At 29.5% G+C, this 26,433-nt stretch carries 29 protein-coding genes; 18 read left to right on the forward strand and 11 right to left on the reverse strand.

Translation table 11 applies throughout. The features are described 5' to 3' along the window. Positions 1-291, forward strand: a complete 291-nt coding sequence (locus tag L8Y18_RS01825) for a FlhB-like flagellar biosynthesis protein (protein WP_133319292.1) — start codon at positions 1-3, stop codon at positions 289-291. On the opposite strand, the gene L8Y18_RS01830 is transcribed toward L8Y18_RS01825, so the two are convergent. Both L8Y18_RS01830 and L8Y18_RS01835 read right to left on the reverse strand, forming a co-directional pair. Then, on the reverse strand, positions 266-1,075 hold the full coding sequence (locus L8Y18_RS01830) for a phosphatidylserine decarboxylase (protein WP_263660591.1): 810 nt from the start codon (positions 1,073-1,075) through the stop codon (positions 266-268). The genes L8Y18_RS01825 and L8Y18_RS01830 overlap by 26 nt on opposite strands. Further along, the gene (locus L8Y18_RS01835) at positions 1,076-2,206 is read right to left on the reverse strand and encodes a metallophosphoesterase (protein ID WP_263676153.1); all 1,131 of its coding nucleotides are present in this window, start codon (positions 2,204-2,206) and stop codon (positions 1,076-1,078) included. Between the two features lie 70 nt (positions 2,207-2,276). Between L8Y18_RS01835 and abc-f the strand changes: the two genes are divergently transcribed. From abc-f to L8Y18_RS01870, 7 genes are read left to right on the forward strand one after another with little or no spacing between them, the layout of a single operon-like run. After that, positions 2,277-4,214, forward strand: a complete 1,938-nt coding sequence (abc-f, locus tag L8Y18_RS01840) for a ribosomal protection-like ABC-F family protein (RefSeq protein ID WP_263676155.1) — start codon at positions 2,277-2,279, stop codon at positions 4,212-4,214. 53 nt (positions 4,215-4,267) lie between these two features. Continuing rightward, positions 4,268-5,455, forward strand: coding sequence for a M48 family metallopeptidase (locus tag L8Y18_RS01845; protein ID WP_263676156.1), 1,188 nt, complete (start codon positions 4,268-4,270; stop codon positions 5,453-5,455). Then, positions 5,455-6,255 carry a HemK/PrmC family methyltransferase gene (locus tag L8Y18_RS01850; protein ID WP_165955269.1) on the forward strand — a complete coding sequence of 267 codons (801 nt, stop codon included), beginning with the start codon at positions 5,455-5,457 and terminating at the stop codon, positions 6,253-6,255. Before L8Y18_RS01845 ends, L8Y18_RS01850 begins: the two co-directional genes overlap by 1 nt. A gap of 30 nt (positions 6,256-6,285) precedes the next feature. After that, positions 6,286-6,753, forward strand: coding sequence for a DUF4149 domain-containing protein (locus L8Y18_RS01855; protein WP_133319299.1), 468 nt, complete (start codon positions 6,286-6,288; stop codon positions 6,751-6,753). A 33-nt stretch (positions 6,754-6,786) separates the two neighbouring features. Continuing rightward, positions 6,787-7,536: a flagellin gene (locus L8Y18_RS01860; RefSeq protein ID WP_263659352.1), complete on the forward strand. Its 750-nt coding sequence runs from the start codon at positions 6,787-6,789 to the stop codon at positions 7,534-7,536. Positions 7,537-7,574: 38 nt separating this feature from the next. After that, complete coding sequence (cmoB, locus tag L8Y18_RS01865; RefSeq protein WP_263659350.1) at positions 7,575-8,450, forward strand: tRNA 5-methoxyuridine(34)/uridine 5-oxyacetic acid(34) synthase CmoB; 876 nt, start codon at positions 7,575-7,577, stop codon at positions 8,448-8,450. A gap of 2 nt (positions 8,451-8,452) precedes the next feature. Then, positions 8,453-9,016 carry a hypothetical protein gene (locus L8Y18_RS01870; protein WP_318529802.1) on the forward strand — a complete coding sequence of 188 codons (564 nt, stop codon included), beginning with the start codon at positions 8,453-8,455 and terminating at the stop codon, positions 9,014-9,016. On the opposite strand, the gene L8Y18_RS01875 is transcribed toward L8Y18_RS01870, so the two are convergent. Both L8Y18_RS01875 and L8Y18_RS01880 read right to left on the reverse strand, forming a co-directional pair. After that, complete coding sequence (locus L8Y18_RS01875; RefSeq protein WP_263659349.1) at positions 8,996-9,181, reverse strand: hypothetical protein; 186 nt, start codon at positions 9,179-9,181, stop codon at positions 8,996-8,998. The genes L8Y18_RS01870 and L8Y18_RS01875 overlap by 21 nt on opposite strands. An 8-nt stretch (positions 9,182-9,189) precedes the next feature. After that, entirely contained in the window at positions 9,190-9,714 is a 525-nt protein-coding gene (locus L8Y18_RS01880; RefSeq protein WP_263659348.1) for a thermonuclease family protein, read from the reverse strand. Positions 9,715-9,767: 53 nt separating this feature from the next. On the opposite strand from L8Y18_RS01880, the gene L8Y18_RS01885 reads away from it, so the two are divergent. Both L8Y18_RS01885 and L8Y18_RS01890 read left to right on the forward strand, forming a co-directional pair. Then, positions 9,768-11,036, forward strand: coding sequence for a M20/M25/M40 family metallo-hydrolase (locus tag L8Y18_RS01885; protein WP_263659347.1), 1,269 nt, complete (start codon positions 9,768-9,770; stop codon positions 11,034-11,036). Between the two features lie 134 nt (positions 11,037-11,170). Then, positions 11,171-12,565: an anaerobic C4-dicarboxylate transporter gene (locus L8Y18_RS01890; protein ID WP_263676158.1), complete on the forward strand. Its 1,395-nt coding sequence runs from the start codon at positions 11,171-11,173 to the stop codon at positions 12,563-12,565. A 33-nt stretch (positions 12,566-12,598) separates the two neighbouring features. Here the strand turns inward: L8Y18_RS01890 and L8Y18_RS01895 are convergent, their stop codons facing one another. From L8Y18_RS01895 to L8Y18_RS01910, 4 genes are all read right to left on the reverse strand, one after another. Beyond that, complete coding sequence (locus tag L8Y18_RS01895; RefSeq protein ID WP_263666743.1) at positions 12,599-14,455, reverse strand: aryl-sulfate sulfotransferase; 1,857 nt, start codon at positions 14,453-14,455, stop codon at positions 12,599-12,601. A gap of 21 nt (positions 14,456-14,476) precedes the next feature. Next, positions 14,477-15,214 carry a protein-disulfide oxidoreductase DsbI gene (gene dsbI / locus L8Y18_RS01900; protein ID WP_263676160.1) on the reverse strand — a complete coding sequence of 246 codons (738 nt, stop codon included), beginning with the start codon at positions 15,212-15,214 and terminating at the stop codon, positions 14,477-14,479. 13 nt (positions 15,215-15,227) lie between these two features. After that, positions 15,228-15,890 (reverse strand): thiol:disulfide interchange protein DsbA/DsbL, encoded by a 663-nt coding sequence (locus L8Y18_RS01905; RefSeq protein ID WP_263659342.1) that lies wholly within the window; start codon positions 15,888-15,890, stop codon positions 15,228-15,230. Positions 15,891-16,087: 197 nt separating this feature from the next. Further along, the gene (locus L8Y18_RS01910; protein ID WP_220566742.1) at positions 16,088-16,738 is read right to left on the reverse strand and encodes a thiol:disulfide interchange protein DsbA/DsbL; all 651 of its coding nucleotides are present in this window, start codon (positions 16,736-16,738) and stop codon (positions 16,088-16,090) included. A gap of 174 nt (positions 16,739-16,912) precedes the next feature. On the opposite strand from L8Y18_RS01910, the gene L8Y18_RS01915 reads away from it, so the two are divergent. Next, on the forward strand, positions 16,913-17,293 hold the full coding sequence (locus tag L8Y18_RS01915) for a YbgC/FadM family acyl-CoA thioesterase (RefSeq protein WP_263676162.1): 381 nt from the start codon (positions 16,913-16,915) through the stop codon (positions 17,291-17,293). Here L8Y18_RS01915 and L8Y18_RS01920 read toward each other — a convergent pair. From L8Y18_RS01920 to L8Y18_RS01930, 3 genes are read right to left on the reverse strand one after another with little or no spacing between them, the layout of a single operon-like run. Beyond that, positions 17,271-18,488, reverse strand: a complete 1,218-nt coding sequence (locus L8Y18_RS01920) for a hypothetical protein (protein ID WP_263659341.1) — start codon at positions 18,486-18,488, stop codon at positions 17,271-17,273. The two genes, L8Y18_RS01915 and L8Y18_RS01920, sit on opposite strands and share 23 nt — an antisense overlap. Further along, positions 18,485-19,096, reverse strand: a complete 612-nt coding sequence (locus L8Y18_RS01925) for a uracil-DNA glycosylase family protein (protein WP_220566740.1) — start codon at positions 19,094-19,096, stop codon at positions 18,485-18,487. Before L8Y18_RS01925 ends, L8Y18_RS01920 begins: the two co-directional genes overlap by 4 nt. Next, complete coding sequence (locus L8Y18_RS01930) at positions 19,096-19,569, reverse strand: GNAT family N-acetyltransferase (protein ID WP_263660624.1); 474 nt, start codon at positions 19,567-19,569, stop codon at positions 19,096-19,098. Before L8Y18_RS01930 ends, L8Y18_RS01925 begins: the two co-directional genes overlap by 1 nt. Before the next feature lie 141 nt (positions 19,570-19,710). On the opposite strand from L8Y18_RS01930, the gene rpmH reads away from it, so the two are divergent. Genes rpmH through purL form a run of 7 tightly spaced genes read left to right on the forward strand, consistent with a single transcriptional unit; the run spans position 19,711 to position 26,431 of the window. Then, positions 19,711-19,845 (forward strand): 50S ribosomal protein L34, encoded by a 135-nt coding sequence (gene rpmH / locus L8Y18_RS01935; RefSeq protein ID WP_012661270.1) that lies wholly within the window; start codon positions 19,711-19,713, stop codon positions 19,843-19,845. Further along, positions 19,842-20,168: a ribonuclease P protein component gene (gene rnpA / locus L8Y18_RS01940; RefSeq protein ID WP_082018444.1), complete on the forward strand. Its 327-nt coding sequence runs from the start codon at positions 19,842-19,844 to the stop codon at positions 20,166-20,168. Before rpmH ends, rnpA begins: the two co-directional genes overlap by 4 nt. After that, positions 20,156-20,539 carry a membrane protein insertion efficiency factor YidD gene (gene yidD, locus L8Y18_RS01945; RefSeq protein ID WP_039664776.1) on the forward strand — a complete coding sequence of 128 codons (384 nt, stop codon included), beginning with the start codon at positions 20,156-20,158 and terminating at the stop codon, positions 20,537-20,539. The genes rnpA and yidD overlap by 13 nt, the downstream gene beginning before the upstream one ends. Then, positions 20,503-22,086, forward strand: a complete 1,584-nt coding sequence (gene yidC / locus L8Y18_RS01950; RefSeq protein WP_263661572.1) for a membrane protein insertase YidC — start codon at positions 20,503-20,505, stop codon at positions 22,084-22,086. The genes yidD and yidC overlap by 37 nt, the downstream gene beginning before the upstream one ends. Continuing rightward, positions 22,070-22,915: a Jag N-terminal domain-containing protein gene (locus L8Y18_RS01955; protein ID WP_133319314.1), complete on the forward strand. Its 846-nt coding sequence runs from the start codon at positions 22,070-22,072 to the stop codon at positions 22,913-22,915. The genes yidC and L8Y18_RS01955 overlap by 17 nt, the downstream gene beginning before the upstream one ends. Next, the gene (gene mnmE, locus L8Y18_RS01960; protein WP_263660574.1) at positions 22,912-24,240 is read left to right on the forward strand and encodes a tRNA uridine-5-carboxymethylaminomethyl(34) synthesis GTPase MnmE; all 1,329 of its coding nucleotides are present in this window, start codon (positions 22,912-22,914) and stop codon (positions 24,238-24,240) included. Before L8Y18_RS01955 ends, mnmE begins: the two co-directional genes overlap by 4 nt. Positions 24,241-24,253: 13 nt before the next feature. Beyond that, the gene (gene purL / locus L8Y18_RS01965; RefSeq protein WP_263660573.1) at positions 24,254-26,431 is read left to right on the forward strand and encodes a phosphoribosylformylglycinamidine synthase subunit PurL; all 2,178 of its coding nucleotides are present in this window, start codon (positions 24,254-24,256) and stop codon (positions 26,429-26,431) included. Positions 26,432-26,433 lie beyond the last annotated feature (2 nt).

Genomic DNA, 26,433 nt, shown 5'->3' on the forward strand with positions numbered 1-26,433 from the left:
ATGGCTAAAAAAACAAAAAAAGCCGTTGCGCTAGGCTATAACAAAGAAGAACAAAATGCACCAAAAATCCTAGCTAATGCCAAAGGTGAAAACGCTGCTAAAATCATCTCTTTAGCCAAAGAAAATGGCATACCCATAAAAGAAGACAAAGACTTAGTAGAAGTGCTTAGCAAACTTGATCTAGGCGATGAAATCCCACCTAATATGTATAAAGCAGTGGCTGAAATTTTTGCCTTTTTATATAAAGTTGCTAATGAAGATGAGACTAAGCAAAGTCCGCAATCTTCTTAGAAAATTCAACTTGCTCATAAGCATTTTTACTAAATTTTAAAAACCCTTTTTGAGCGATTAAAACTATAGTTGAACCTAGCTCAAAATTTCCAAGTCTTTGGCCTTTTTTTACAAAAAGATCTTCATAGGTATGAGTAAAATCAAAATTTGCTGCATTAGTTTGTATGCTAGTATCAAAGCTAAAGTGCATTTTACCGACATTTAGCGCACCCACAAATACCATCCAAAGTATAAATTTTCCTTCCACTAAGCACTTTAAAACTACTCTTTCATTTTTAGTATAAAGGTTTATAATTTTAGCTAACTTTGCCTCACTCACACTAAATAAAGCCCCGCTCATATAAGTAGCACTTAAAATTTGCATATTACAAGGTGCATGATAATGATGATAATCTTTTGGAGATAAATAAATATTTGCATAATCTATGCCATTTTCCAATTCTTCTTTACTAGCTGAGTTTTTTAAAAGCTCTTCTATACTATAACTTGAACCTTTAATGCTAAAGGCTAAATTTTCTTTTAAATCATTTTGAAAGCTACTTCCAAGTTCTAAAATTTTACCATCACTTGGACTTATAAAGCCATCTTCTAATTCTCGCTCATTTAATAAAGTTCTTGTAAATAAAGCATTTAAACTCTCATATTCTTCTAAAGGTTTAAATTCACTCATATTGATATTAAAAGCATTTACATAAGCTTTATTAATATTTTTTTGTATAATTTTTGGAAATTTATATTTTGCTATGATTCCAAACATTTTTGAAGCACTATTGCTAAATCCCACTCATTCTCCTTTTAATCTAATCAAAGCTATCTCACTAGGGGCTAAAAATCTCACAGCAGGTCCCCAAAATCCAGCTCCACTGCTTACATAAAACAAACTATCCTTGCTTAATTTATAAAGCCCATACACAAAGCCTTGTTCTAAATATACTAGCAAAGAAAAAGGGAAAATTTGTCCTGCGTGTGTATGCCCTGATAAAATCAAATCAAACCCACTCACATCATAAGTTTTTACATATTTTGGCTGATGTGTGATTAAAATATTAACTTTTTCTTGATTGATTTGAGTTTTGATTTTTTCTATATTGCTTTCTTTAAAACCCAAACGCTTGGCAGCCAAATCCAAAGTCCCACTTAAAGTAAAATCCCCAAAATCAATACTTTCATCTTCCAAAACTTTGAAATTTTTAAGAGTTTTAAGCTTTTTGCTTATTGCATTTATATCATTATAATACTCATGATTTCCATAAACAAAATAAGTACCATATTTTGATTTAAAATTTTCTAATAAATTAATATAAGGCATACTAGCAATATCTGCATCGATTAAATCCCCAGCTATAATGACTATATCAGCATTTAAAATATTAACTTCATCGATTAAGGTTTTTAAAAAATCTTCTCCTAAATTTTTTCCCAAATGCACATCAGAAAGTAAAACTATATTTAAATCTTCTTTTAAATTTTTAACTTTAATATCTACCTCATTAACCTTAGGTGTGCTAATAGCATTTACAAAACCTTTAAATACCATACTAACGCTAAGTATAATAAGCCAAGAATCAAAAATTAATTTTAAAAACTTTCTTCTTTGGACACTGAAAATTTGCTCTTTTTTATTTTCATTAAAAAAAATCCAAGAGCCAATTTCAAAAATCACTCCAAAAAGCAAGAAAAAGCAAGTAGCAGTAGGAAAAATAGCTAAAATATAATAAAGCTTTTCATGCAAAAAGTCCCCGCGCATATTTATAAAAAAGATTAATTCACATGCAAAAACTATTAAAACAAAAGCTAATACAAACTTCTTATAAGGTTTTAAAAAACCAACCCTACTTAAAAATCTTTTATAAATATACCAATTTGCCAAAGCAAAAAATAAAACTAATAAAGTAAAAAAAACAAATGCTCTCATGGCGTAATTTTATTTAAGCAAAATTAATACTTTTTAAAGTAAAATCGTAAAAAACATTTGGGAAAGAAATTTGGCTTTAATAGATTTAATCGACGCAAATAAGAAATTTAATACAAAAATAGTTTTAGAAAATGCAAATTTTAGTGCAAATTTAGGAGAAAAAATCGCTATTATAGGCAAAAATGGCGAAGGAAAATCAAGCTTTTTAAAAACCCTTATGGGGACTTTAAAATTAGATAGCGGTAGAGTAATTAAACAAAATAACACTAGTATAGATATGCTAAGCCAACAAGTAAGCTTTGAAAGCACCTTAAGCGTAAGCGAAGCCATCAAAAAAGAACTTGAAGAAATTTACCAAGCCTTGAAAGAATTTGAAAGCTATAATGAAAAACTAGCTTTTGATCCTGAAAATAAAGAATATTTAAAAAAAGTAGATGAATTAAGTTTATTTATAGATTCAAAAGACGCATGGAATTTAGACCAAAAAATACAAAGAATATTAGAAGAATTTAAACTATTAGAATACAAAGACAGAACACTTTGCTCTTTAAGTGGGGGCGAAATAAGACGCGTAGGGCTTTGCACACTTTTGCTAAAAAATCCTGATATATTATTGCTTGATGAACCAACTAATCATCTAGATGTATATATGAGTAACTTTTTAGAAGAAAGACTGAAAGCTTCTAAAATGTGTGTTATTTTCATCTCTCATGATAGGTATTTTATCGATGCTATAGCGCAAAAATGCGTAGAAATAGAAGCGGGAAAATTAAGCATTTTTGAGGGTGGATATACGCAATATCTAGAAAAAAAAGCAGCTATTTTAGCTTCCTTAGCTAAAAGCCATGAAACCTTGCTTAAGCAATTAAAAAGTGAGGAAGAATGGCTAAGAAGAGGAGTCAAAGCTAGGCTTAAACGCAACGAAGGACGCAAAGAACGCATTTTTAAAATGCGTGAAGAAGCTAAGAAAAACCCAGGAGCTATCAAACGCTTACAACTTGAAATCAAAAGAGCAAGTAAAAATTTTAACCAAACTCAAAGCCAAAACCGCAAAAAAATGCTTTTTGAACTTAAAAATATCTCAAAGTCTATTGCCAACAAGACACTTTTTAAAGACTTTAATGCACGAATTTTACAAGGTGAACGCATAGCCATAGTAGGTAAAAATGGCTGTGGGAAATCTACTTTCTTAAAGATTTTACTTGATCAAATTCCGCTTGATAGCGGAGAGATTAAAAGAGGTGAAGTTAAAATAGGCTATTTTGATCAAAGCAGAAGTTTATTAAACACTGATAAAAAACTTTTAGAAATTTTTTGCCCAAATGGTGGCGATCACATTCAAGTGCGTGGTAAAAATATGCATGTTTATGGGTATTTAAAACAATTTTTATTTCCAAAAGAATTTTTAGAGCAAAGCGTGAGTGTGCTAAGTGGGGGTGAGAAAAACAGAGTTGCTCTAGCCTTGCTTTTTACCAAAGAATATGATGTATTAATCTTAGATGAACCAACAAATGATTTAGACATAGCTACGATTAATATCTTAGAAGAATACTTACTTTCTTTTGAAGGCGCGATTTTGCTTGTCTCACATGATAGATATTTTGTCGATAAAATAGCAACTAAACTTTATGCTTTTGAAGATAATGCAAATATTAATATAGAAGTTCTTTCTTATAGTGAATATTTAGAAAATGAAAAAGAATACAAAGACTTTGAAGAATTTTCTAAAAGCTTAGAAACAAACACCACCGCAAGTGTAAAAACAAAAGAAAAATCGAGTAAAAAACTAAGCTATAAAGAAAATGAAATTTTAAACTCATATCCTGATAAAATTCATAAATTAGAAGAAGAAATAAAAGAAATCAAAAATGCTCTAAGTAATCCTACAATCTATCAAAAACTAGGTATAAATACCCTTTATGAAGAGCTAAATTCCTTAGAAAATGAACTTAGTATTTTAGAAGAAGCTTATTTTGAGGTTTTGGAAAAAAGTGAAAATACTGATTAACTTTATATATTTTAAATAAGATAAAATTACTCAAATTTATTTAAGGAAAAACTATGACTTTGATAACTATTTTATGTATTTACACAGCTTTTTTGGTTTTTATATCTTATGTGCAAATTTCTTTTTTAAAAAAAGAAAGAGAAAAACAAGCAATTATTTTAAATGAACAAGATTATAAAAATGCTGCAAATATCGCCATAGAAAATGAAAAATACAAAATCTTTTCTAATCTTTATAATCTGATGGTTAACATTTCTTGGATTAGCTTTGGCTTTTTGTATTTAAAAGAAATTTTTATAAAAGAAAATTCTACCTTAGAAAATACTTTATTTTTGCTTGTATTTTTATTGATTATTAGTATTTTAAATTTACCACTTAGCTATTATGAAAGCTTTATAAAAGATAAAAAACACGGCTTTTCAAATATGACTTTAGCACTTTTTGTTAAAGACAGCATTAAATCTTTAGCTCTAATACTTGTTTTTGGCTTTTTAATCATCTATGCCTTAGTATTTTGCTTTGAATTTTTTAACACATACTGGTGGGTAGTGGCTTTTGCTCTAAGCTTTATAATTATACTTATTATAAATCTCATCTACCCTACACTTATTGCACCTATGTTTAACAAAATGAAAAAACTTGAAGATGAAAATTTATTAGAAAAAATCACTAATTTAATGCAAAAATGTGGCTTTAGTGCAAATGGTGTTTATGTTATCGATGCAAGCAAAAGAGATAAAAGATTAAATGCTTATTTTGGTGGCTTATTTAAAAGCAAAAGAGTAGTACTTTTTGATACACTTTTAAATGCTTTAAAAGAAAAAGAACTCATTGCTGTTTTGGGTCATGAGCTAGGACATTTTGTGCATAAAGATTTGCTAAAAATGTTATTTGCTAGTGCTTTGATGCTTTTTGCTTTATTTTTCATCTTTGCACATTTACCAAACTTTTTTTATATTGAAAGTCATTTAGATGGAGTGAATGCTGGAGTTTTTGCACTTTTATTGATTTTTGGAAATATTTTTACTTTTATTATTTCTCCACTGCTTAATAAAATGAGTCAAAAAAATGAATTTAATGCTGACTTACACGGAGCAAAACTAAGCTCTAAAGAAGATATGAAAAATGCTCTCATAGCTTTAGCAAAAGAAAACAAAGCCTTTGTTAAAACAAGTAAAATTTATACTTTCTTTCATCTAAGTCATCCTTGTATTTACGATAGAATCAAAGCTTTGCAATGATTTCAATCAAACAAGCTTTAAAGCAAGCTTACGCAAAAGATCCTACTCACAAAGAATATATACTTTTTATTCTTTGTGAACTTTTACAAAAAGATAAAGCTTGGATTTTTTTAAATCCTGAATTTCAAATCAATGAGAAAGTTTTTTTAGAATATATAGATAGATTTTTAAATGGTGAGCCTTTTGAGTATTTATTTCAAAAAACACAATTTTATGGTTTTGATTTTTTTACTAAAAAAGGGGTTTTGATACCGCGTTTTGATAGTGAAATATTACTTGAAAGATGTTTAGAAATTTTAGATCATAACTCTTTTAAAAATATACTTGAAATTGGCTTTGGAAGTGGAATTTTAAGTATTTGCTTAGCAAAGTTAAAACAAATTTTTATACAAGCTTGTGATATCAATCCAAAAGCATTAGAGCTTGCTAAAAAAAATGCAGATTTTCATAATGTTTCAAATTTAATCAATTTTCAACTTTGTGATTTTAAAAATATACAAGGAAATTTTGACTTTATTTTTTCTAATCCTCCTTACATAAAAAATGACTATCCTTTAGATAAATGGGTTCAAAACGAACCACACAATGCTTTATTTGGTGGAGATAAAGGTTGGGAAATTTTACATGAAATTATTCTTTTTGCCAAAAATCACAACACAAAAGTCTTAGCATGTGAGTTTGGCTATGATCAAAAAACAATTTTAAATAAAATTTTAAAAGAAAATGATTTCAAGGCTACTTTTTATCAAGATTATAATGGATTTGATAGAGCCTTTGTTGCATGGAATTTAAAAAATTAGACTATAATTATCTTTATTATAGGAGAAAATATGAAATCAATATATTTATTTTTACTAGCAAGCTTAATTGGGATTGAAATTAGCATAGGTGTGTTTTTAGCTCCGACTATATTTTATCCTGCTAAATTCATAGGTGAAGGGGTTTTAACTCATTTTCAAAGTGGGCTTTTAATGACACACATTTTTGTGCAATTTGGCTATGTTTTGTTAGGTGTGAGTGTTTTGTCTATTTTAATAGAAATTTTTTCATTTAAAGACAAAAATTTAACTTTTAAAATAAATTTTTCAAAATTTATGCTTTCTTTGATCATTTTGGCACTAAGTTTGCTTTTTGTATTTTACTTCACTGCTTATGTTTTAGAAGCACAAAGTTTAGGAGAAGAAGCAACTAAAACTCAAGAATTTATAAAAATTCATGGTGCAAGTGAAGTTGTGATGAAAATTATCATGTTATCACAAGTAATTTTGTTTTTCTTAAATTTTAAAACAAAAAAATGATATAATAAAATAAGTCTTTAAAAGGAGTCAAAGATGAAAATAGGCGATATAGGAACAACTCAACAAAATCACTACTTAAATCAAGCTCAAAAAAGCCAAGAAAAAGCTTTAGAAAACATAGCCACAATCCGTGCTATAGATGGGAGCGATGGAGCAAATTTAGCCATAGCTGATTCTTTAAGAAGTCAATATAGCACTATAGATCAAGGTATTTTAAATGCCTATGATTCCATAGGAGTTTTACAAATTGCTGATTCAACTTTAAATAGCATTTCAGCTACTGCAGATAAACTTAATGAACTTTCAGTGCGCTCAAACAATGCTGCTTTAAATGACAGACAAAAAAGTATGCTAAATTCTGAAGCAAGCAAACTTGTAACTTCAATCAATGATGCTTTTTCCAATGCGACTTTTAATGGAAAAAATGTATTTCAGAGTATGGATTTTGTTGTTGGTACTGGGGTTGAAAGTATTAATTTAAATCAACCAAGCACAGCAAATTTAAGCCTTGAAAATCAAGACGGAATTCGTGATTTTCAAGATCAAGTAGGTTCTTTACGCGCAGATATTGGTGCTGGAATTAACGCTATCCATTCTAATATCAACTCATCTTTGCAAACTAGTATTAACACTAAAGAAGCTGAAAGCAAATTACAAAATAATGACTTAGCTCAAAATATCAATGATTTTAATGCAAATTACCTAAAAGAAAATGCATTTTTATTTGCAAATGCTCATTCAAATGTAATGTTACAAACTAAACTAGCAAGCCTACTTCAATAATAAAAACTCCCAAATAAGGGAGTTTTTCAAGGAAAAATATGCAAAATAATGCTTTATTTAAGCAAGTTTTAAAACATCCTTTATATGAAAAAATCCAAAAACTTAGTAAAAAAATTCAAAATTCAAATTACCTTATAAATGAAAGTTTTGATATTTTTTGTGATAAAAGTTTAGATGATGAGATCAAGAATATCACTTTAGAATTAAAACCTTGGCGTAAAGGACCTTTTAAAATTAATGATTTATTTATAGATACAGAATGGCAAAGTTTTATCAAATTTAATATTTTAAAGCCTTATATGCAAGAAATAAAAGGCAAAATAGTAGCAGATATTGGCTGCAATAATGGTTATTATATGTTTAAAATGCTTGAATTTAATCCTTCAAAGCTCATAGGTTTTGATCCTTCTATTAAATATTATTTGCAATTTTTACTTTTAAACTCCATTGCAAAAACTCCTATACAATATGAGCTTTTAGGCGTAGCTGATGTACCAAATTATGGCATAAAATTTGATGTGATTTTTTGTCTTGGAGTGATTTATCATCGTAGTGATCCCATAGCCATGCTAAAACAACTCAAACAATCTTTAAATAAAGATGGCATAGTCTTTTTAGACACTATGTATATAGAAGATGAAAGAGAAATAGCACTTATTCCTCAAAAAACTTACTCAAAAATACCAAATATTTTTTTCATTCCGTCGATATTAGGTTTAAGAAATTGGTGTTATAGGGCTGGATTTAGTGAATTTGAAGTTATAACAACTAAACAAACCGATCTTTTAGAACAAAGAAAAACACAATGGATTGATTCTTATTCTTTAGATCAATTTTTAGATAAAAATGATTCAAATTTAACTTGCGAAGGCTATGAAGCACCAAAAAGAGTTTATGTTAAATTAAAGGTGTAAAAATGGCAAGAACAGTAAGTGCTGTTACTATAGAAGAATTAATAGACCCAGAAGAGTTAAATCGTATTAAATCAGAACTTATCACTTGTCCAGGGATAAACAATACTTTAGCAGGAAGTATTTCTCATATAGAAAAAAATTTCGCCAAAGGTATTTTAATCACAACCCATGATATGGCAGTAGATGAACTAGGATTAGTGCATAGTGGCTTTGTATTTAATGCAGCAAATTACATAGCACAAGCTGCAATTAATAAAGAATTTAGCGTCTTAATAGGCTCAAGAAGCTTTTTTTATGCTCCTTTAAAAGTGGGAGATATTTTAAATCTTGAAGCGAGTGCTTTATTTAGCGATGACTCAAGAAAAAGAGAGGTTAAAGTAGCTGGTTTTGTAAATGAGATTAAAATTTTTGACGCATCTTTTCAAGTTATTACTACAGATGATCATATATTTAAACTTAAACAAAATCAAGCTGCTGCAAATAATAATCAAAATCAGCAAGAAACAACTAAACAAGAATCAATGCAAGAAGAACTTAATGCAGTCTTAAAAGGAATCGGGGGTTAAAGGTAAATCCACCCAATTCTTTGGACATTCTTTATGATAAGTCCCGCTTGCATCATAATATTCTTTACAATCATCATAAAAGCGATTTGAAACCCCTCTTTCATTTACAAAACAACCGCTAAAAAATAATGCTAAAAATCCAAACAATAATATTTTTTTAAACATCTTATATCCTATTTTAATCTTATTTGTTTACGCCATTTATAAGGCTCTATAGGATTTTCACTTTCCCATAATCCTTTTTTATTTATCTTGGCATAATTTTGCTCATTTATATACAAATCACTATAATGCTCATATGCCCAAGCAAAACCATTTTTAACCATAACTTGATTAATATCTTTATCATTTAAATATACAATGGCTAAAATTCTACCATATTTATCCTCATCTTTTACATTCAAAACTACTTCTTTGTTTAATACAATAGCTTTTAGAAATTGCGTAGCCATCTTTCCATAAGCTTGATCACTCTCAGGTGCATCTATACCAAAAAGTCTGATTTTAAGTTTTTCATTTTCGAATTTAGCCTCAATAGTATCTCCATCTACTACACGACTTACTTTAGCATTGATATATGAACCACTATCATAGTTTAAAACATAAGCAAAAGCAACTAAAAAAAATGCGATTAAAAATTTCTTCGGATCTTTTAATAAGTTTATAAATAATTTAATTTGTTTCCTAGAAAATTTCATTTAAACCTCATCTATATAAAAATATGCCATAATTACAATAAAAAGGAGAATTTATGCAAGAAATTATACAAAATTTTAAACAAATTGCTCAAATACCTCATTGTAGTTTCAAAACCGAAGAATTGAAAAATTTTCTCATTGATTTTGCTAAAAGTCAAAATTGCCAAGTAAGCGTTGATGAAGCAGGTAATATCCACGCACACAAAGGAAATCCTAAAATTTGTTTACAAAGTCATTATGATATGGTTTGCATGGGAGAAGCTCCAAATATACAAATATATGAAGAAAACGGATATTTAAAGGCTAAAAATTCAAGCTTAGGTGCAGATAATGGCATAGGAGTATCGCTAATGATGCAAGCTTTAAAAGATTTTGAAAATATAGAATGTCTTTTTACTAATGATGAAGAAGTTGGACTTTGTGGAGCAAACAATCTCACCCATACTTTGATCTCAAGCAAGCTTTTAAATTTAGACCACGAAAGCGATGATGAAGTTGTTATAGGTTGTGCTGGTGGGGTAGATATTTTTGCTAGTTTAAACTTAGAAATAGATGAAAAAGAAGAAGATTGTTATGAGATAGAAGCAATTGATTTTAAAGGTGGGCACTCGGGAATTGATATTGTTAAAAATATTAAATCTTCTATTAAAGAAGTGAGCTATTTTATCACTCAAAATCAAGGAGAACTTTGCGAATTTAAAGCAGGTGAAAGAATAAATTCTATACCAAAACATGCTAAAGTTATAGCATTTTTTAAAAATCCTCCAAAAGAAAATGATTATTTTAAAGTAAATTATATAGGTAAAATCGAAAGAACATATTATAAAAATTCTCAAGTTATTTTAAATCTCATTAATGCTTTTGCACAAGGAGTTAGAACTTTTAATCATCAATTAAATTTAGTTCAAACAAGTATCAATCTTTCACTAGCTTATGAAAAAGATAACAAATTTCATTTTGAGCTTTTTGCAAGATCTAATGATTTACAAGAACTTAAAAACATAGAATTTGAAACCTTAACTTATTTTAAGATGCAAAACTGCGAAGTTTCAAGTGCAAATTTTTATCCACCGTGGGCTAATAAAGATACTAAATTTGGAGAAGAAATTCTAAGTTATTTTAAAAAAGAAAACCCAAACGCCAAGCTTTACACTATACATGCTGGTTTAGAATGTGGCATTATAAGTGAAAAACAACCTTTAGAATGTTGCTCAATAGGACCAAATATCCATAACCCTCACTCAACAGATGAAAAATGTGAAATAGCTTCTATTGAAAAAATCAGTAAAATTCTTTATGCAATCTTAAAATATTATCAATAAATATAAAATAACCAATATTTTGATAAATAAATTCAAAATATTGGTAAATATTTATTTAAATAATAAAAAATTTTATTTACTATTAATAAAACTTGGATTATACTCTCACATATTTCAAAAAATAAGGAGAGAGTATGGAAATACTAACTAGCCTTAGCGAAGGTGTTCAATTTAGTATTCAACTAATTGTTGTTCTTATTTGTCTTTTTTATGGGGCAAAAAAAGGCGGTATCGCTCTAGGCTTATTAGGCGGTATAGGTTTATTAGTTTTAAGTTTTGGTTTTGCTGTAGCACCTGGAAAACCTTCTATTGATGTTATGCTTACCATTTTAGCTGTTGTTGTTGCTAGTGCAACTTTGCAAGCTAGTGGTGGTTTGGATGTAATGTTGCAAATTGCAGAAAAAGTTCTAAGAAAAAATCCTAAATTCTTAACTATTTTAGCGCCATTTGTAACTTGCATTCTTACCATGCTTTGTGGAACTGGGCATGTTGTCTATACTATGATGCCTATTATTTATGATATTGCTATTAAAAATGATATTCGCCCAGAAAGACCAATGGCTGCTTCTAGTATTTCTTCACAACTTGGTATTATCGCAAGTCCTGTTTCAGTTGCAGTTGTAAGCTTAACAGCCCTACTTTTAAATCCAGAAATTAATAAACATCCTTTAGCAGGATTTGATGGCTATGTAGATTTACTTGCTATTACTATACCTTCTACCTTAGTAGGTGTTTTGGCTATAGGAATTTTTTCTTGGTTTAGGGGAAAAGATCTTGATAAAGATGAGGATTTTCAAGCTAAGATTAAAAATCCAGAACAAAGAGAATATATCTATGGCGATAGTAAAACTCTTCTTGGACAAAAACTTCCAACTATCCAATGGGTAGCTATGTGGATTTTCCTAGGTGCTATTGCTATAGTAGCTATACTTGGAGCTTTTCCAGAACTTAGACCGCAATTTACCTCAAAAGGCGTTACCAAACCTATGAATATGGTAGCAACTATTCAAATGTTTATGCTTTTAGCAGGTGCAGCGCTAATCATTTTTACCAAACTTGATGCAAGCAAAATTGCAAAAAATGAAATTTTTAAATCCGGTATGATAGCCTTAGTAGCTGTTTTTGGAATTTCTTGGATGGCAGATACAATGTTTGCAGTGCATACTCCTATGATGAAAGAATCTTTAGGTAATATCGTTATAGAACATCCTTGGACTTATGCTATTATGCTTTTACTTATTTCTAAATTTGTTAATTCTCAAGCAGCAGCAATTGCAGCTTTTGTGCCACTTGCACTAGGAATTGGTGTTGAACCAGGTATTATCATTGCTTTTGCAGCAACTTGCTATGGATACTACATTTTACCAACTTATCCAAGCGATCTTGCAACTATACAATTTGATAGATCAGGTACTACAAAAATAGGTAAATTTGTTATCAATCATAGCTTTATCTTACCAGGATTAATTGGTGTGATTGTTTCTTGTATAGTAGGTTATTTTTTAGCTTTAGGTGCAGGATATTTATAAAAATTAAAAGGGCTTTAAAAAAGCCCTTTTTTCTTATTTAAATGCTTTTTCTAAATCAATAGGCATAGCTTGATAACCAGTACTTGCTCCGCTAAAGCGAATTTGTACTGAAGGTTCTTTAGCTCCCCATTTAAATTCATCTATTTCAGGTTTTGGCTCACCTACAGCAGCACCCTTGCTTAAGTCAAATGACATTCCAGCAGTAGCACTATAAACCATGATGGAATTTTTATCTTTATGGTATTCTGCCAAAGAAGTGACAGGTGAAAACCATTCATTGCCTCTTTGCTTTCCATACTCCCAAATTTGTTCTACGGTTTTATTTTTTTGATCTATTTTATACACAACTGCTCTTGAGTATTTCATTGAAGCAAAAGCAGGTTGCTCTATACCTCTTGCATCGCCATTATCAAAAGCTGTGATATAAATATATCTTTTGTCAGATTTTTCATCTATTCTAAAAGCAGTATGCTGTGTCCATGTAAAATCAAAACCACCTTCTTCGTTTTCATATCCTGGACATTTACTATACTCATCTTCACAAACTATCTTTTTGCCATTTTTATCAACAGGTTGCAAAAGTGTTTTTTTATATTTTTCTCCCCATCCTTTGTGTGCTCCTAATATCCATTTTACTTTTTTATCGCGTCCTATTTTTATAATAGCACTTTGATGACGACTTGAAATAATAATACTATCATCACTTGGATCATAATCTACGCTATTTACATGAGCCCAGTTACGCCCTACTCCAGTACCTGCTATATCGCCAAAAGAATCACTTGCATCCATTTTAGCTAAATCCTCATCACTTAAAGTAACCCCTGCTTTACTCGCATCAATATTTAAACAAACAGCACCTTGATCTAATGCTTTGATTACATTTGCTCTATATGGATCTAAAATTTCAAACAATCTCCACTCATCTACTACATTACCATTTTTATCAACTTCTACTATCACATCGCGTACTGAACGCACATTTTTACCATCAGGACGCTTAACATTGGCAGAAGCCACCCTTAAAAGATAATTTCCATTTTGCATATTATCCATAGAATGAGAAAAATCTATATAAGAAGAAGGTAAAAGACGATTAAAAATTTCTCTACCCATTAAATCATATTTAACATATCTTTGTCCAAAACCCCAAGTTAAAGCTCCATCAGTATTTTGCCTAAATCCCATCATAATACCACGGTTGTAAATATTATTCCAATCCATCAATTTATCATTGTCAAAATACCAACGAATTTCACCTTTTGTATCAATGATAAATGCATTTGAATTTTCATCCCATTCCATTGCACCACCTGCTGGGTTATTCCAAACAGATTGAGAACCTTTTCCACTTTGTTTCCCTGGAGCATTATTAACCAAATACAACCTATCTTCAAAACCTTTATCTACTTTAATCACTTCTACTTTTTCAAAAGGTACACCTCTTTGCATAATACTTCCACTTGGCTCTATATTTACTCCACCAGTTGCTATTTTATATACCTCATCTACTACTTTTTCACTCTTTCCAAAAGCAGTTTTAGTATAACTTACTTTTACTGTATTAAAATATGATGGATAAAGTCCAAAAACAGGAATTCCTCCATAAGTTTTAATTTTATTAGGGCTAACCTTATAAGATATAGTCTGTCCATTTGGCTTTGGAACTATAGTTACGCTCACATCGCTTAGTTTGTATCCACCATCCATAATTATAGCACTAAGCGGAGATAAACCATAAGGATTCATCTTTACTGCGCCAATTTTGCCTTGAATTTCCCAATCAATTTTAGCACCACTAGGTCCACCCATAGCCAAAGAAACACTAGGCGCTACCATAACAACACTACCAGCAAGCAAAATACTACTTACAATTTTACTAATCTTCATTTTTTCTCCTTTTTTATATTATTAAGCTATTTGCACACTTGGCTCACCTAAAATTTTTAGCAAAACTACTAATATTAAAACAATCAAAGCATAAAATTTAGCCTTAGAATGTGAAAATGTATAAGAAACAAACATGCTTCCTAAAATCACCAAACAAACAACAAAAGCCAACAAACAACAAATCGCCATATTCATAAATTCCATACTAGGAATCAAATACCAACCATTACTATACAACCCATCTTCAAAATTTGGAGGATTTCCAACAAAAAATTTCTGAAAAGCATTTAAACTACCATAAACATCTTCAGGTACTATAGGTGTATCCATACCACACTCACCTGTTGGTAAAAACCATCCTGGTGCCCATTCATGCAATGGTAAATTAAAAGGATATATAGGAATTTCTCTACACCCATCAACACCAGCAAAAGGATTTTCTGAATGTACTACCTCGTGGATATGATTAAGAGTAACACAATACTCTATACCAAGCCATATACCCCAAAATACAAAAGTATAAGCAAAAATTTTTAGATAATCATTTTTAGGATCTATCAAGGCTAAAATACCACCAAAAGCCATAGTTAACATAGCAAATCTTATATAAACACACTGCTCACAAGGCTCCATATAAAGGTATTCTTGAAACAAAAAGTGTGCTATAAAAGTTAAGCCTACCATAGCTATAACCATTATCAACCAAGGAACTCTTGTATTTTGCCAAGTAGTGATTTTACTAATAGGACAAGAACTCATAAAATACCTCAAATCACATCTTGCTTAATTCTTCTGTTATTTCTATTAAAGCTTGTGGAGATGTGATAGCTTGTGGTATGATTTGGTATTTACCATTTACTACAAATGCAGGCGTACCATAGTTTTTAGAGATATCATTAGCATATTCATAAGATTTTAAAATTTCACTAGCTTCAGGAGTTTTTAAAAAGTTATCTAAATCTTCTTTACTTGCTGAAATTGCTTTTAATCCTACTTCATAAAACGCTTCAGGATTGGCTCCATTTCCCCATCTTTGTTTTTTCTTAAAATAAGCATTAAAATATGCTTCAGAAGCTTTATGAGTTAAACTATTTTTATCGCTTTGACTTACTTTATTTTGCTCATCTTTAAAAGCAGCAAAAGCAAAAATTTCATTAGCTTGCTTACCATAATCACCCATAGAGCTAACAGGATAAAATTTATAAGTTAATTGTGGTAATTTTTCTTTGACTTTTGACATGGTATTAAACTTATGATGATCGTAACAATGTGTGCAACGATAAGAAAATACTTCTATTAAAGAATTTTGAGCATTTGGGATAGGTGTTTTTAAAACCACATACTCTTTACCCTCACTAAGTGCATTTGCACTCACACCAAGAACAAAAGCAGCTGCCGCCATTGCTTTTGACAAATTATTTAAGTTGAATTTCATTTTATTTCTCCTATTTGTATTTTATATATAATAAATATTTGCAATTTATTATAAACATGCTAAAGTTATATTAATATAACTTAAATATTAATTAAACAATAAGAAAAAATTTCAAAATGAAAATATAATTATTAAAAAAAATAAAAAATAATAATACTTTATCACAAAAATTACAAAAAGTAATGCTTAAAAAAGCATTACTTGGTAGAAAGTTCTTTAACTATACGGATTAGTTCCTCTAAAGAAGTGATATACTCAGGATTGATTTGATATTTGCCATTTACTACAAAAGCAGGCGTACCATAATTTCTTGAAATTTCATTAGCTACATCATAAGCAACTAAAAGCTCTTTGGCTTCTTTAGTTTGTAAAAATTTTTGCAATTCTTCTTTACTAGCACCAATAGCATTTAAACCTATTTTATAAAATAAATCAAGATTATTTAAATTTATTTTTTTTTCAAAATGACTTACAAAATACACATCAGCAAGCTTATAAGTAAGACTTTTTTCACTAGTAACATCTAAACCTAAAGCTTTTTCTTTAAAAGAAGCTAAAGCAAACATCTCATTTAAAGCACCACCGTACTCGAGCATAGAACTTACCGAGAAAAGATCATATTTTAAATTTGGTAAAGCTTGTTTAACTTTTGCTAGAGTGTGAAATTGATGATGATTATAGCAATGAATACAACGATAAGAAAATACCTCTATTAGAGAATTTTGTGCATTTGGAATAGGTGTTTTTAAAGTAATATACTCTTTACCCTCACTAAGTGCATTTGCACTCACACTAAAAACAAAAGCCATAATAGCTAGCAATTTAAACATTTTTTGCAAAACTTGCATGATTTTCCTTTTTTCAATGATATAAAATACAATTTTAACATAAGATATAAAATCAAGAATATTTTATGCTTTTCTTATGACATTTTAAGTAGAATTTCAACAAATTTATCAATAAAAAAAGTTGATTGTAAGCGATATTTTCCGATCAATATATAATAAAATAAAAGGTCTAAAATGCAAATACGAATTTATTATGAAGATACCGATGCAGGTGGAGTGGTATACCATAGCAACTACTTAAAATTTTGCGAAAGAGTAAGAAGTGAGATATTTTTTCAAAAAAATGCAAAAATTTTTGATAAAAATACAGGACATTTTCTACTTACAAAAGCAAATTGTAACTTTTTAAAACCCGCTAAACTTGGAGATCTTATAGAAGTAAAAACATTTATCACAAAGCTTAAAAAAGCCTCAGTTTGTATAAAACAAGAGATTTATAAAGAAAATACCAAGCTTTTTGAAGCTGAATTTACCCTAGCTTTTTTAAAAAATGAAAAAGTAGCCCCTATAGATGAGACTATAACTAAGGTTTTTACTGATCTTGCAAAGGAGTAAAACCTAAGCCTTGCGAGCGAATGATTTTAACCTTATAGTCAAATTGATTATCATTTAAACCCTCATCAAAAATTCTTTGAGAATCTTTATCTAAAAACTGCGTATAAAAATAATCAAGGCCCACGCTAGTTGCATAAGCTATCCAGTTGTAATTAATATTTTGCGAAAAAAGCTCATTAAGATAGCTTAGAGTTTGATCCTCATTAGAAATGGAATTTGCTAGCAAAAGTTTTTTTCTATCATTAATTTGCGTTAAACTTAGCAAAATAGGATTATAATTAATCTGAGTTGATAATAATACAAAAGGCTCTATATCATAAGTTCTTATTTGTGAGCTTATGAGTGCTGTTTTAATCAAAGAAGTATTTAAAATAATACTAGAATCTTGAAAACTTCTATTTTGATTTAAAATGCTTCTAAAATCAAATTTAGAACTATTAATAGTATAAATTTTCTCACTACCATTCCCTACGTTTAAAACGTTTTCATCTAAGCGATTTGCCAAAGGTGTTCCATCTGAAAAAATAATATTTTTACCATTGGAGTATTCCAAAAGTTTTTGGATTTGTTTTTGATAGTCTATACTTCCAAAATACACATTTTCATTTTGCGTATCAAAATTTCTTTTATGTGCAGTAGGAATAAAAACTTTTACATTAGAATCAAGGCTTTCTTTTAATAAATTTTTCACACCTTTATCTGTAAAACCTGCGATAATATAATTAAATTTCTCATCTTGAGCTTGTTTAAAAGCTTTAGTTATCTTGCTCTCATCTTCTGTACCTATTAAAAACACCTTTACTTTTATTTGTGCTCTTTGTCTTAATAAATACGCTATGCTTGAATTTATAATAGTATTAGAATAACTTTTAATCGTTTGCTCAGGTATAATAATAGCTAGTTTTATGCTAGCATTTTTTTGAATTCTTTTTTCAAAATCTATAATAGAATTTAAAAGTTTGGTATAGATATTGACTAAAAGCTCATTTGCATTATCATTATTAAATCTTGATAAAAAATTAAAATAAAGTCCTGTTTCTAACAAAGTAAATAAACAATCATTATCACAATTTTGAAATTCTAAATTAGGATAAAAAGACTCACTAGGTTCTATAGGCGATGGTTTTTGCTCTTTCGCAAAGACATTTAAAGTTAAAACAAAACTCATCATCAAACAAACTAAACTTTTTCTCATAAATAACCTTTTATTTTTTTAATATCTTCTATAAATTCAGCATAAAAGCTAGGATTTTTACTCAAAAAATTCAAATCATAACTTGGCAAAAGTAAGGCATTATTATAATACATACATTGTCCTTTATATTTTTGAAAATTCTCAAAACCCAAACTTGCAAAAGCTTCTTGACCAAGACATAAAATAATCTTTGCTTTTATAAAATCAAGCTCATTATAAAAATACGGCAAGCATAATTTTAATGCTTGATCGTCTATTTTAAAATTACTAAAACATTTAAACATATAAGAAAAATATATCTCATCATCTTTTAAATTTAAAAGCTCCTTGCATAATCTTAAAAACTCTTGCTTATTTTTAGAAGCAAAAAACTTTCCACTCTCATTTTCTTCTTTATCAACAAAAGCTTGGTAAATCAAAATTTTAGCATTTTTGGCTTCTTTTTCCATTAAACTATGCTTTCTTAGTCTAGAAAAATGACAAAGATTGCAGGTTTTTACCCTTTCGTTTAATTCTTTAAAACTTAAATTAAAATGCCTAATTTGTTTTTGCTCGTTAAAATATTCATAACCAAAAGCTTTTAAATAATACAAATTACGCTTATTCATTACATCAATGCTTCTAAATTTTCACCCTCTAAACGATAAGTTCTCCACTCATTCATATGCTTTGCATTTAATTTAGTATAAAACTCAATCCCTAAATCATTATCATTCAAACATACCCATTCTAATCTTTTAAGATTTTTTTCTTTACAAATTTGTGCTAAATATTTAAAAACAGCTTTTGCATAGCCTTTTTTTCTATGTTTTGCCTGTATATAAATATCTTCTAGATATAACCCACCTAAACCCCAAAAAGACGAAAAAGTAAAATAATACATTGCATAACCTATGATTTTACCATCAACTTTTAGACTTAAAGCCTTGGCATATTTATTTTCAAAAAAAGATTCTTCAAGTTCTTTAGTTGTGCATTTTACATCTTCAAGCATATTTTCATGGATAGCAAGCTCTTTAATTAATTCTAAAATTTTTTCTAAATCTTCTTTTTTACTCTCACAAATTTCAAAACTCATGATTTTTCCTTAAAATACATAAAAATAAAACAAAAATTTAGCAAAAACTTTTAAAATAACTCTTAATTAAAAGCAGATTTAAGTAAGATTTTGATAAAATACACGCTTATTATTTTGTTTTTTATTTTAAGTTAAGGAAAGAATATGAAAAGAACATATCAACCACACAAAACTCCTAAAAAAAGAACTCATGGCTTCCGCGTGCGTATGAAAAGCAAAAATGGTCGTAAGGTGATCAATGCTAGACGCGCTAAAGGTAGAAAAAGATTAGCGGTATAAAAGATTTTCTAAGTATTAACGACTTAGGAGAGTTTGCAACAATTTATAAAGAAGGTAAAAAGTGGCACTGTGAAGGTGTAATCATCTTTTATACTTTAAGTAAAGAAAAAAAATTTGCTGTTGTTGCTAGTAAAAAAGTTGGAAAAGCTGTCGTTAGAAATAGAGCCAAAAGGCTCTTAAGATCAGCTTTTTTTCAGGTTAAAAATCAAGTCGAAAACGGGAAATACATACTTGTAGCTAAGACAAGTATTACTGAAATTCCTTTTTTAAAATTAGAAAAAAACTTGAAATGGGGTTTGAAAAAAATAGGATGTATAAAATAGCTTGTTTAAAACTTATTAGATTTTACCAGCTCTTTATCAGCCCTTTTAAGCCACAATGCTGCAGGTATTATCCAAGTTGTTCTGAATATGCCTTATGGCAATTTAAAAAAAATAATATTTTTAAAGCATTTGGTGCAGTTTTTTTAAGAATTTTAAAATGCAATCCGTTTTTTAAAGGTGGTATTGATTATCCTAAAATACGCAAGAATACTCTAAACTCAGGTGTATGTTTTAAACCTAGTTTTAATGCTTTAAAACAACTCAATTATTTTTATATCCCTTGCAATGATAATCAATTTTTTTTAATTAAGATTATATTTCCAAAGGACAATCCGTGTCAGAAAATTTATCCCAGCAAAAACGCATATTAATTGCCGTTGTATTATCATTTTTATTTTTTGTAGTTTATGATTATTTTTTTATTCCAAAAGCACCACAAAATGAGCAAAATATCACTCATATAGAACAAAACAATTCAGCTCCACAAACTACAACCGCAAATACAAATACACAAGCTCCAAAGACAGAACTTAGTGTTAATCAAAAAGAAGAAATAGCAGTTGTTAAAAGTGAGCATTTTGAAGCACATATTGACTCTTTAGGTAGAATAGCTAAATTTTATCTAAGCGATGAAAAATATAAAGATGAAAATGGTAAAAGCATTAATCTAGTAGATACTTCTTTATCACCTTTGCCACTAGAAATAAGATTTAGTGATGCAAAGATAAATCAAGAGGCATTCAATACAGTATATACAGCTAGTCAAAAAACTATCAATGTAAATGATGAAAATACAACATTAATTCTTACTCAAAATTTAAATGATCTAATAATAACTAAAAAAATCACTTTTCACAAATATGGAAATTATGATTTAGAAGTAAATCTAAGCAAAGATACAGCTTATTTTATCACTCCAGGTTATCGTCCAAATATAGCAGTTGATAGTTATACAGTACATGGAGTTTTAATCTTAGATAAAGATGATAAAATAACAATGTTAGAAGATGGTGATATAGAAAACGATGAAAGTTTTTCTAATGTAACCCTTATGGCAGCTTCAGATCGCTATTATAGTACTTTCTTTTATAATTTTGAAAAACCTTTAAATGCAGTAGTTACTAAAGATAATCACGAAAATTCTATCGTTTTTGCAAGTGCAACTAATAATTTTAAAGCAACCGGATATATAGGTTCAAAAGAGCATGAAATTTTAAGAAGCATTCATGCGGATTTAGATGATGTGGTAGAATATGGTTGGTTTACTTTTATAGCTAAACCTATGTTTGAATTTTTAAATTTCTTACATGGTTATTTGGGTAATTGGGGTTGGGCTATCGTAGTGATGACTTTAATTGTGCGTATTATTCTTTTCCCACTTACTTACAAATCAATGATTTCTATGAATAAACTCAAAGATTTAGCACCAAAAATGAAAGAAATTAGAGAACGCTACAAAGGTGATCCACAAAAAATGAATTTACATATGATGGAACTTTATAAAAAACATGGTGCAAACCCAATGAGCGGATGTTTACCTATACTCATTCAAATTCCAATTTTCTTTGCAATTTATAGAGTTTTACTAAATGCCATAGAACTTAAAGCTGCACCTTGGGCTTTTTGGATTACAGATTTATCTGTGATGGATCCATGGTTTATTTTACCTATATTTATGGGTCTAACTATGTTTATCCAACAACTTATTACACCAATGGCTATACAAGATCCTATGCAAGAAAAGATTATGAAATTCTTACCATTAATTTTCACTTTCTTTTTCTTAACATTCCCAGCAGGTTTAACTTTATATTGGTGTGTAAATAATATATGCTCACTTATCCAACAAGTAATTGTTAATAAGCTTTTCAAAAACCACAAAAAAGAGGAAATAGCTAAACATGAACATAGAAGCTAAAGACTTACAAACTGCACTCATAGAAGCCTCAAAACAACTTGAGTGCTCTGTGATTGACTTAGAATACGAAGTTATTCAACATGCTAAAGCAGGATTTTTTGGCCTTTTTAAAAAAAATGCGATAATCTGTATTAAAGGACATAAAAAAACTCAAAAAGTCCATAATGAAAAACCTAAAAAAAATCAAAATGAGAAATTTAACAAATATTCTCAAAAAAATTTTGAAAAAAATGAATATAAAAAAGAATATAAAGAAAATTTTCAAAAACCAATTGAAAATATTGCTCAACCTAAAGAACATTACAAAGTAAAAAATGATGCTATTTTTGATTCTTTTCATAAGGAGTCTTCAGAAGAAAAAAACATTGTTTCTTATATTGATGAGATAAAAATTTCACTAGAAAATTTACTAGCAACTTTTGATTTTGATATTAAAGTTGTGCAAGTTAGTGTTTGGGATGAAACCTGTGTTTTAATTAAACTTGATGGAGAAGATGCAGCCTTGCTTATAGGCAAAGAAGCTCACAGATATAAAGCTTTTTCATATTTACTTTATAATTGGCTTAATGCTAAATATAAAATTCAACCAAGACTAGAAATAGCACAATTTTTGGAAAACCAAACCCAAGCTATTGATAGTTATTTAAAAATTCTCATAGAAAAAGTAGAGAACACTGGAAGAGTTCAAACAAAACCACTAGATGGAATTTGGCTAAAACTTGCTTTAGAAAAATTAAGAGAACGCTTTCCTGATAAGTATGTAGCTATCAAACAAAATGACGATCAAAGATATATCGTTGTGAATGATTTTTTGAAGAAAAATGAATGAATGACACGATAGCTGCTATTGCTACAGCTCACGGAGTGGGCTCTATAAGCATCATTAGAGTAAGTGGAAAAAAAGCTTTAGAACTTGCATTAAAAATTACCCACAAAAAAGAACTCACACCACGCTATGCACGCTTGTGCAAACTTTATAAAAACAATAATGACTTTTTAGACGAGGCTTTAGTAATTTATTTTAAAGCACCCTACTCTTTTACAGGAGAAGATATTGTAGAATTTCAACTTCATGGCGGTTTTTCTTTGAGTGAAATTTTACTCGATGAGCTTGTTTTAGCAGGCGCGCGCCTTGCTAATCCTGGAGAATTTAGCAAAAGAGCTTGCTTAAATGGCAAAATGGATCTTTTAAAAGCTTTAAGCATACAAGATGCTATCATGTCAAAATCAACAAGTGCTGCAAATATCATAGCAAAAAATATTAAAGGTGATTTAAGTAAATTTTTAAACGCCATTCGAATAGACCTTGTTCAAACTCTTGCTTTTGTAGAAACTAGCATTGACTATGCAGATGATGATTTACCGCAAGATCTACTTGATCAAATCATTGCTATGTGTGAAAAAAATTCAAAACTTTTAAGCGATATAGTAGATATTTCCTTAAGTAAAAAAGGTCTTATAAATGGCTTTAAAGTTGCTATTATCGGCAAGCCAAATGCCGGAAAAAGTTCATTGTTAAATTCGCTTTTAGCATTTGATAGAGCTATTGTATCTAATATTGCAGGCACCACAAGAGATCGTATCGAGGAAAGTTTAAAAATAGGCTCACATTTAATTAAAATCATCGACACAGCAGGCATAAGAAACGCAGATGATGAGATAGAAAAAATCGGAGTCAACTTAAGTTATGAAAGCATTAAAGAAGCAGATATTATTATAGCTGTTTTTGACGGATCTAAAGAATTTGAAGAAGAAGATAAACATATTTTACAAGCTTTAAAAGATTGTGATAAAAAAATCATTTATGTTTTAAATAAAAGCGATTTGGCTACCAAATTTAAACATGAAATTAGCACTTCTTGTATACGCATTTGCGCCCAAGAAAACGCCCAAGCCATTAAAGAAAGTTTAAATGAATACTTAAATACTTTAGATGGCGATGGAATGCTAATTAGCAATACTTTAATACTCAATGCTTGTAAAAATGCTAGTGAAGCTATTTTGCGTGCAAGGGATTTATTAAAGGAAAGTTCTTTAGAACTTTTTGCTTTTGAATTAAATTTAGCCATAGGAGAAATAGCTCAATTTACCAAAAATTTTGAAAGAGATGAAATTTTAGATGCAATGTTTAGTAATTTTTGTTTAGGAAAATAAAAAGGAGATAATTATGGATAAAGAAGTTATAAAACAACACAAAATTAGCGATGAGGAATATCAAGAAATTTTAAATATACTAGGTAGAGAACCTAATTTATTAGAACTTGGAGTGATTTCTGCAATGTGGAGTGAACATTGCTCATATAAATCAAGTAAAAAATACCTTAATGGCTTTCCAACTAAAGCTCCTTGGGTAATCCAAGGTCCTGGTGAAAATGCTGGAGTAATAGATATAGGCAAAGGAATGGCTGCTGTATTTAAAGTAGAAAGTCATAATCACCCAAGTTTTATAGAGCCATTTGCAGGTGCAGCTACTGGTGTGGGTGGAATTTTACGCGATGTTTTTACCATGGGTGCTAGAGTTGTTGCAGGTATGAATTCTTTAAAATTTGGTAATATCCATGATGAAAAAATAGGCAAACATCAAAAATATTTAGTTAAGGGTGTAGTAAGTGGAATTTCACACTATGGTAATTGTATGGGTGTTCCTACTATAGGTGGAGAATGTGCTTTTGATGAGTGCTTTAATGGAAATATCTTAGTTAATGCTTTTGCACTTGGAACTTGCAAAATCGAAGATATTTTTTATGCAAAGGCTGAAGGTATAGGAAATCCTGTAATTTATGTAGGCTCAAAAACTGGTCGTGATGGACTTGGTGGAGCTGTAATGGCAAGCGATAGTTTTAATGAATCTAGCAAAAGCTTAAGACCAACTGTTCAAATTGGTGATCCATTTGCTGAAAAATTATTGATGGAAGCTTGTTTGGAACTTTTCAAAACTGATTATATAGTTGGAATTCAAGATATGGGTGCAGCAGGACTTACTTCAAGCTCTTTTGAAATGGCAGGACGCAGTGGTAGCGGGATGAAACTTTACCTTGATAAAACTCCTATGAGAGAAGAAGGTATGACTCCTTATGAGTTAATGCTAAGTGAATCTCAAGAAAGAATGCTAATTTGTGCTAAAAAAGGCTATGAAGAAAAAGTTATTGAGATTTTTAATAAGTGGGGGCTTGATGCAGCCATTATAGGCGAAGTTACAGATACTGGCAAAATGGAATTATTTTGGCATGATGAATTAGTTGGTCTAATCCCTATTGAACCACTAAGCGAAAAAGCACCTATACTTGATAGACCTGTGGCTAAGCCAAAATACTTAGATGAAATAAAAAACTATCAATTTAAACTTAGCATTCCCACTCAAGAAGCCTTTGAAAAACTTCTTGCAAATGAAAATATCAGCAATAAAGCTTATATTTATGAGCAGTTTGACTCAAGCGTACAAACTAACACTTTAAAAAGCGATGGGGCTTTAGGTGCAAATAGTATTAGAATTAAAGAAAATAATTGCTTGCTTTCTATGGCCATTGAGTGCAACTCAAGATTAAACTATGTAAATCCAAAAATCGGTGCAGCAGCAGCCGTTGCAAGTGCGGGAAGAAAAATAGCATGCTCGGGAGCTAGACCTTTGGCAATTAGTGATTGTTTAAACTATGGCAACCCACAAAACCCTGAAGTAATGTGGCAATTTGCTCAAGGCTGCGAAGGTATTAAACTAGCTTGTAAAGAACTCAATACCCCTGTGGTAAGCGGAAATGTTTCTTTATATAATGAAACCGATGGAGTAAGTATTTTTCCAAGTCCAACCATAGCTTGCGTTGGTATTCACGAAAAAGCAGAAAATGTTTTAAAATCATACTTTAGTAAAGAAACGCAAGCTATTTATTTAATAGGAGAAAGCAAAGGTAGTTTTGGTGGATCTTTGATTGCTAAAGTACTAGATCAAAAAGTCGCAGGAGAGCTTGAAGATATAGATTTTAAAGCAGAATTAAAACTATGGGATTTCTTACTAAAAGCAAACGAAGCAAAGTTACTTGATTGTGCTAATAGCATAGGCATAGGTGGTCTTGCTATGACTTTAGCCAAAATGAGCGCAAAGGCGAATTTGGGTGTAAATGTAAAAACAAATTTTAAAAACAGAAGTTTTATTTTTGAAGAAAGTCCAACTAGAGTTGTAATTGGTGTTAAAAATGAAGAAAATTTTATTGAATTTGCAAACAAAATGAAAATTAATTTTGCAAAACTTGGAATTTTAAATGAAAAAGATTTCGTTTTAGATGATATTAAGATATCTTTAGTAAAACTACAAAAAATTTATTTTGATAAATTTAAAGAATATTTAGGATAGAA

This window comes from Campylobacter sp. CNRCH_2007_0968H, assembly GCF_025773245.1.
Classification (GTDB): Bacteria; Campylobacterota; Campylobacteria; order Campylobacterales; family Campylobacteraceae; genus Campylobacter_D; species Campylobacter_D lari_D.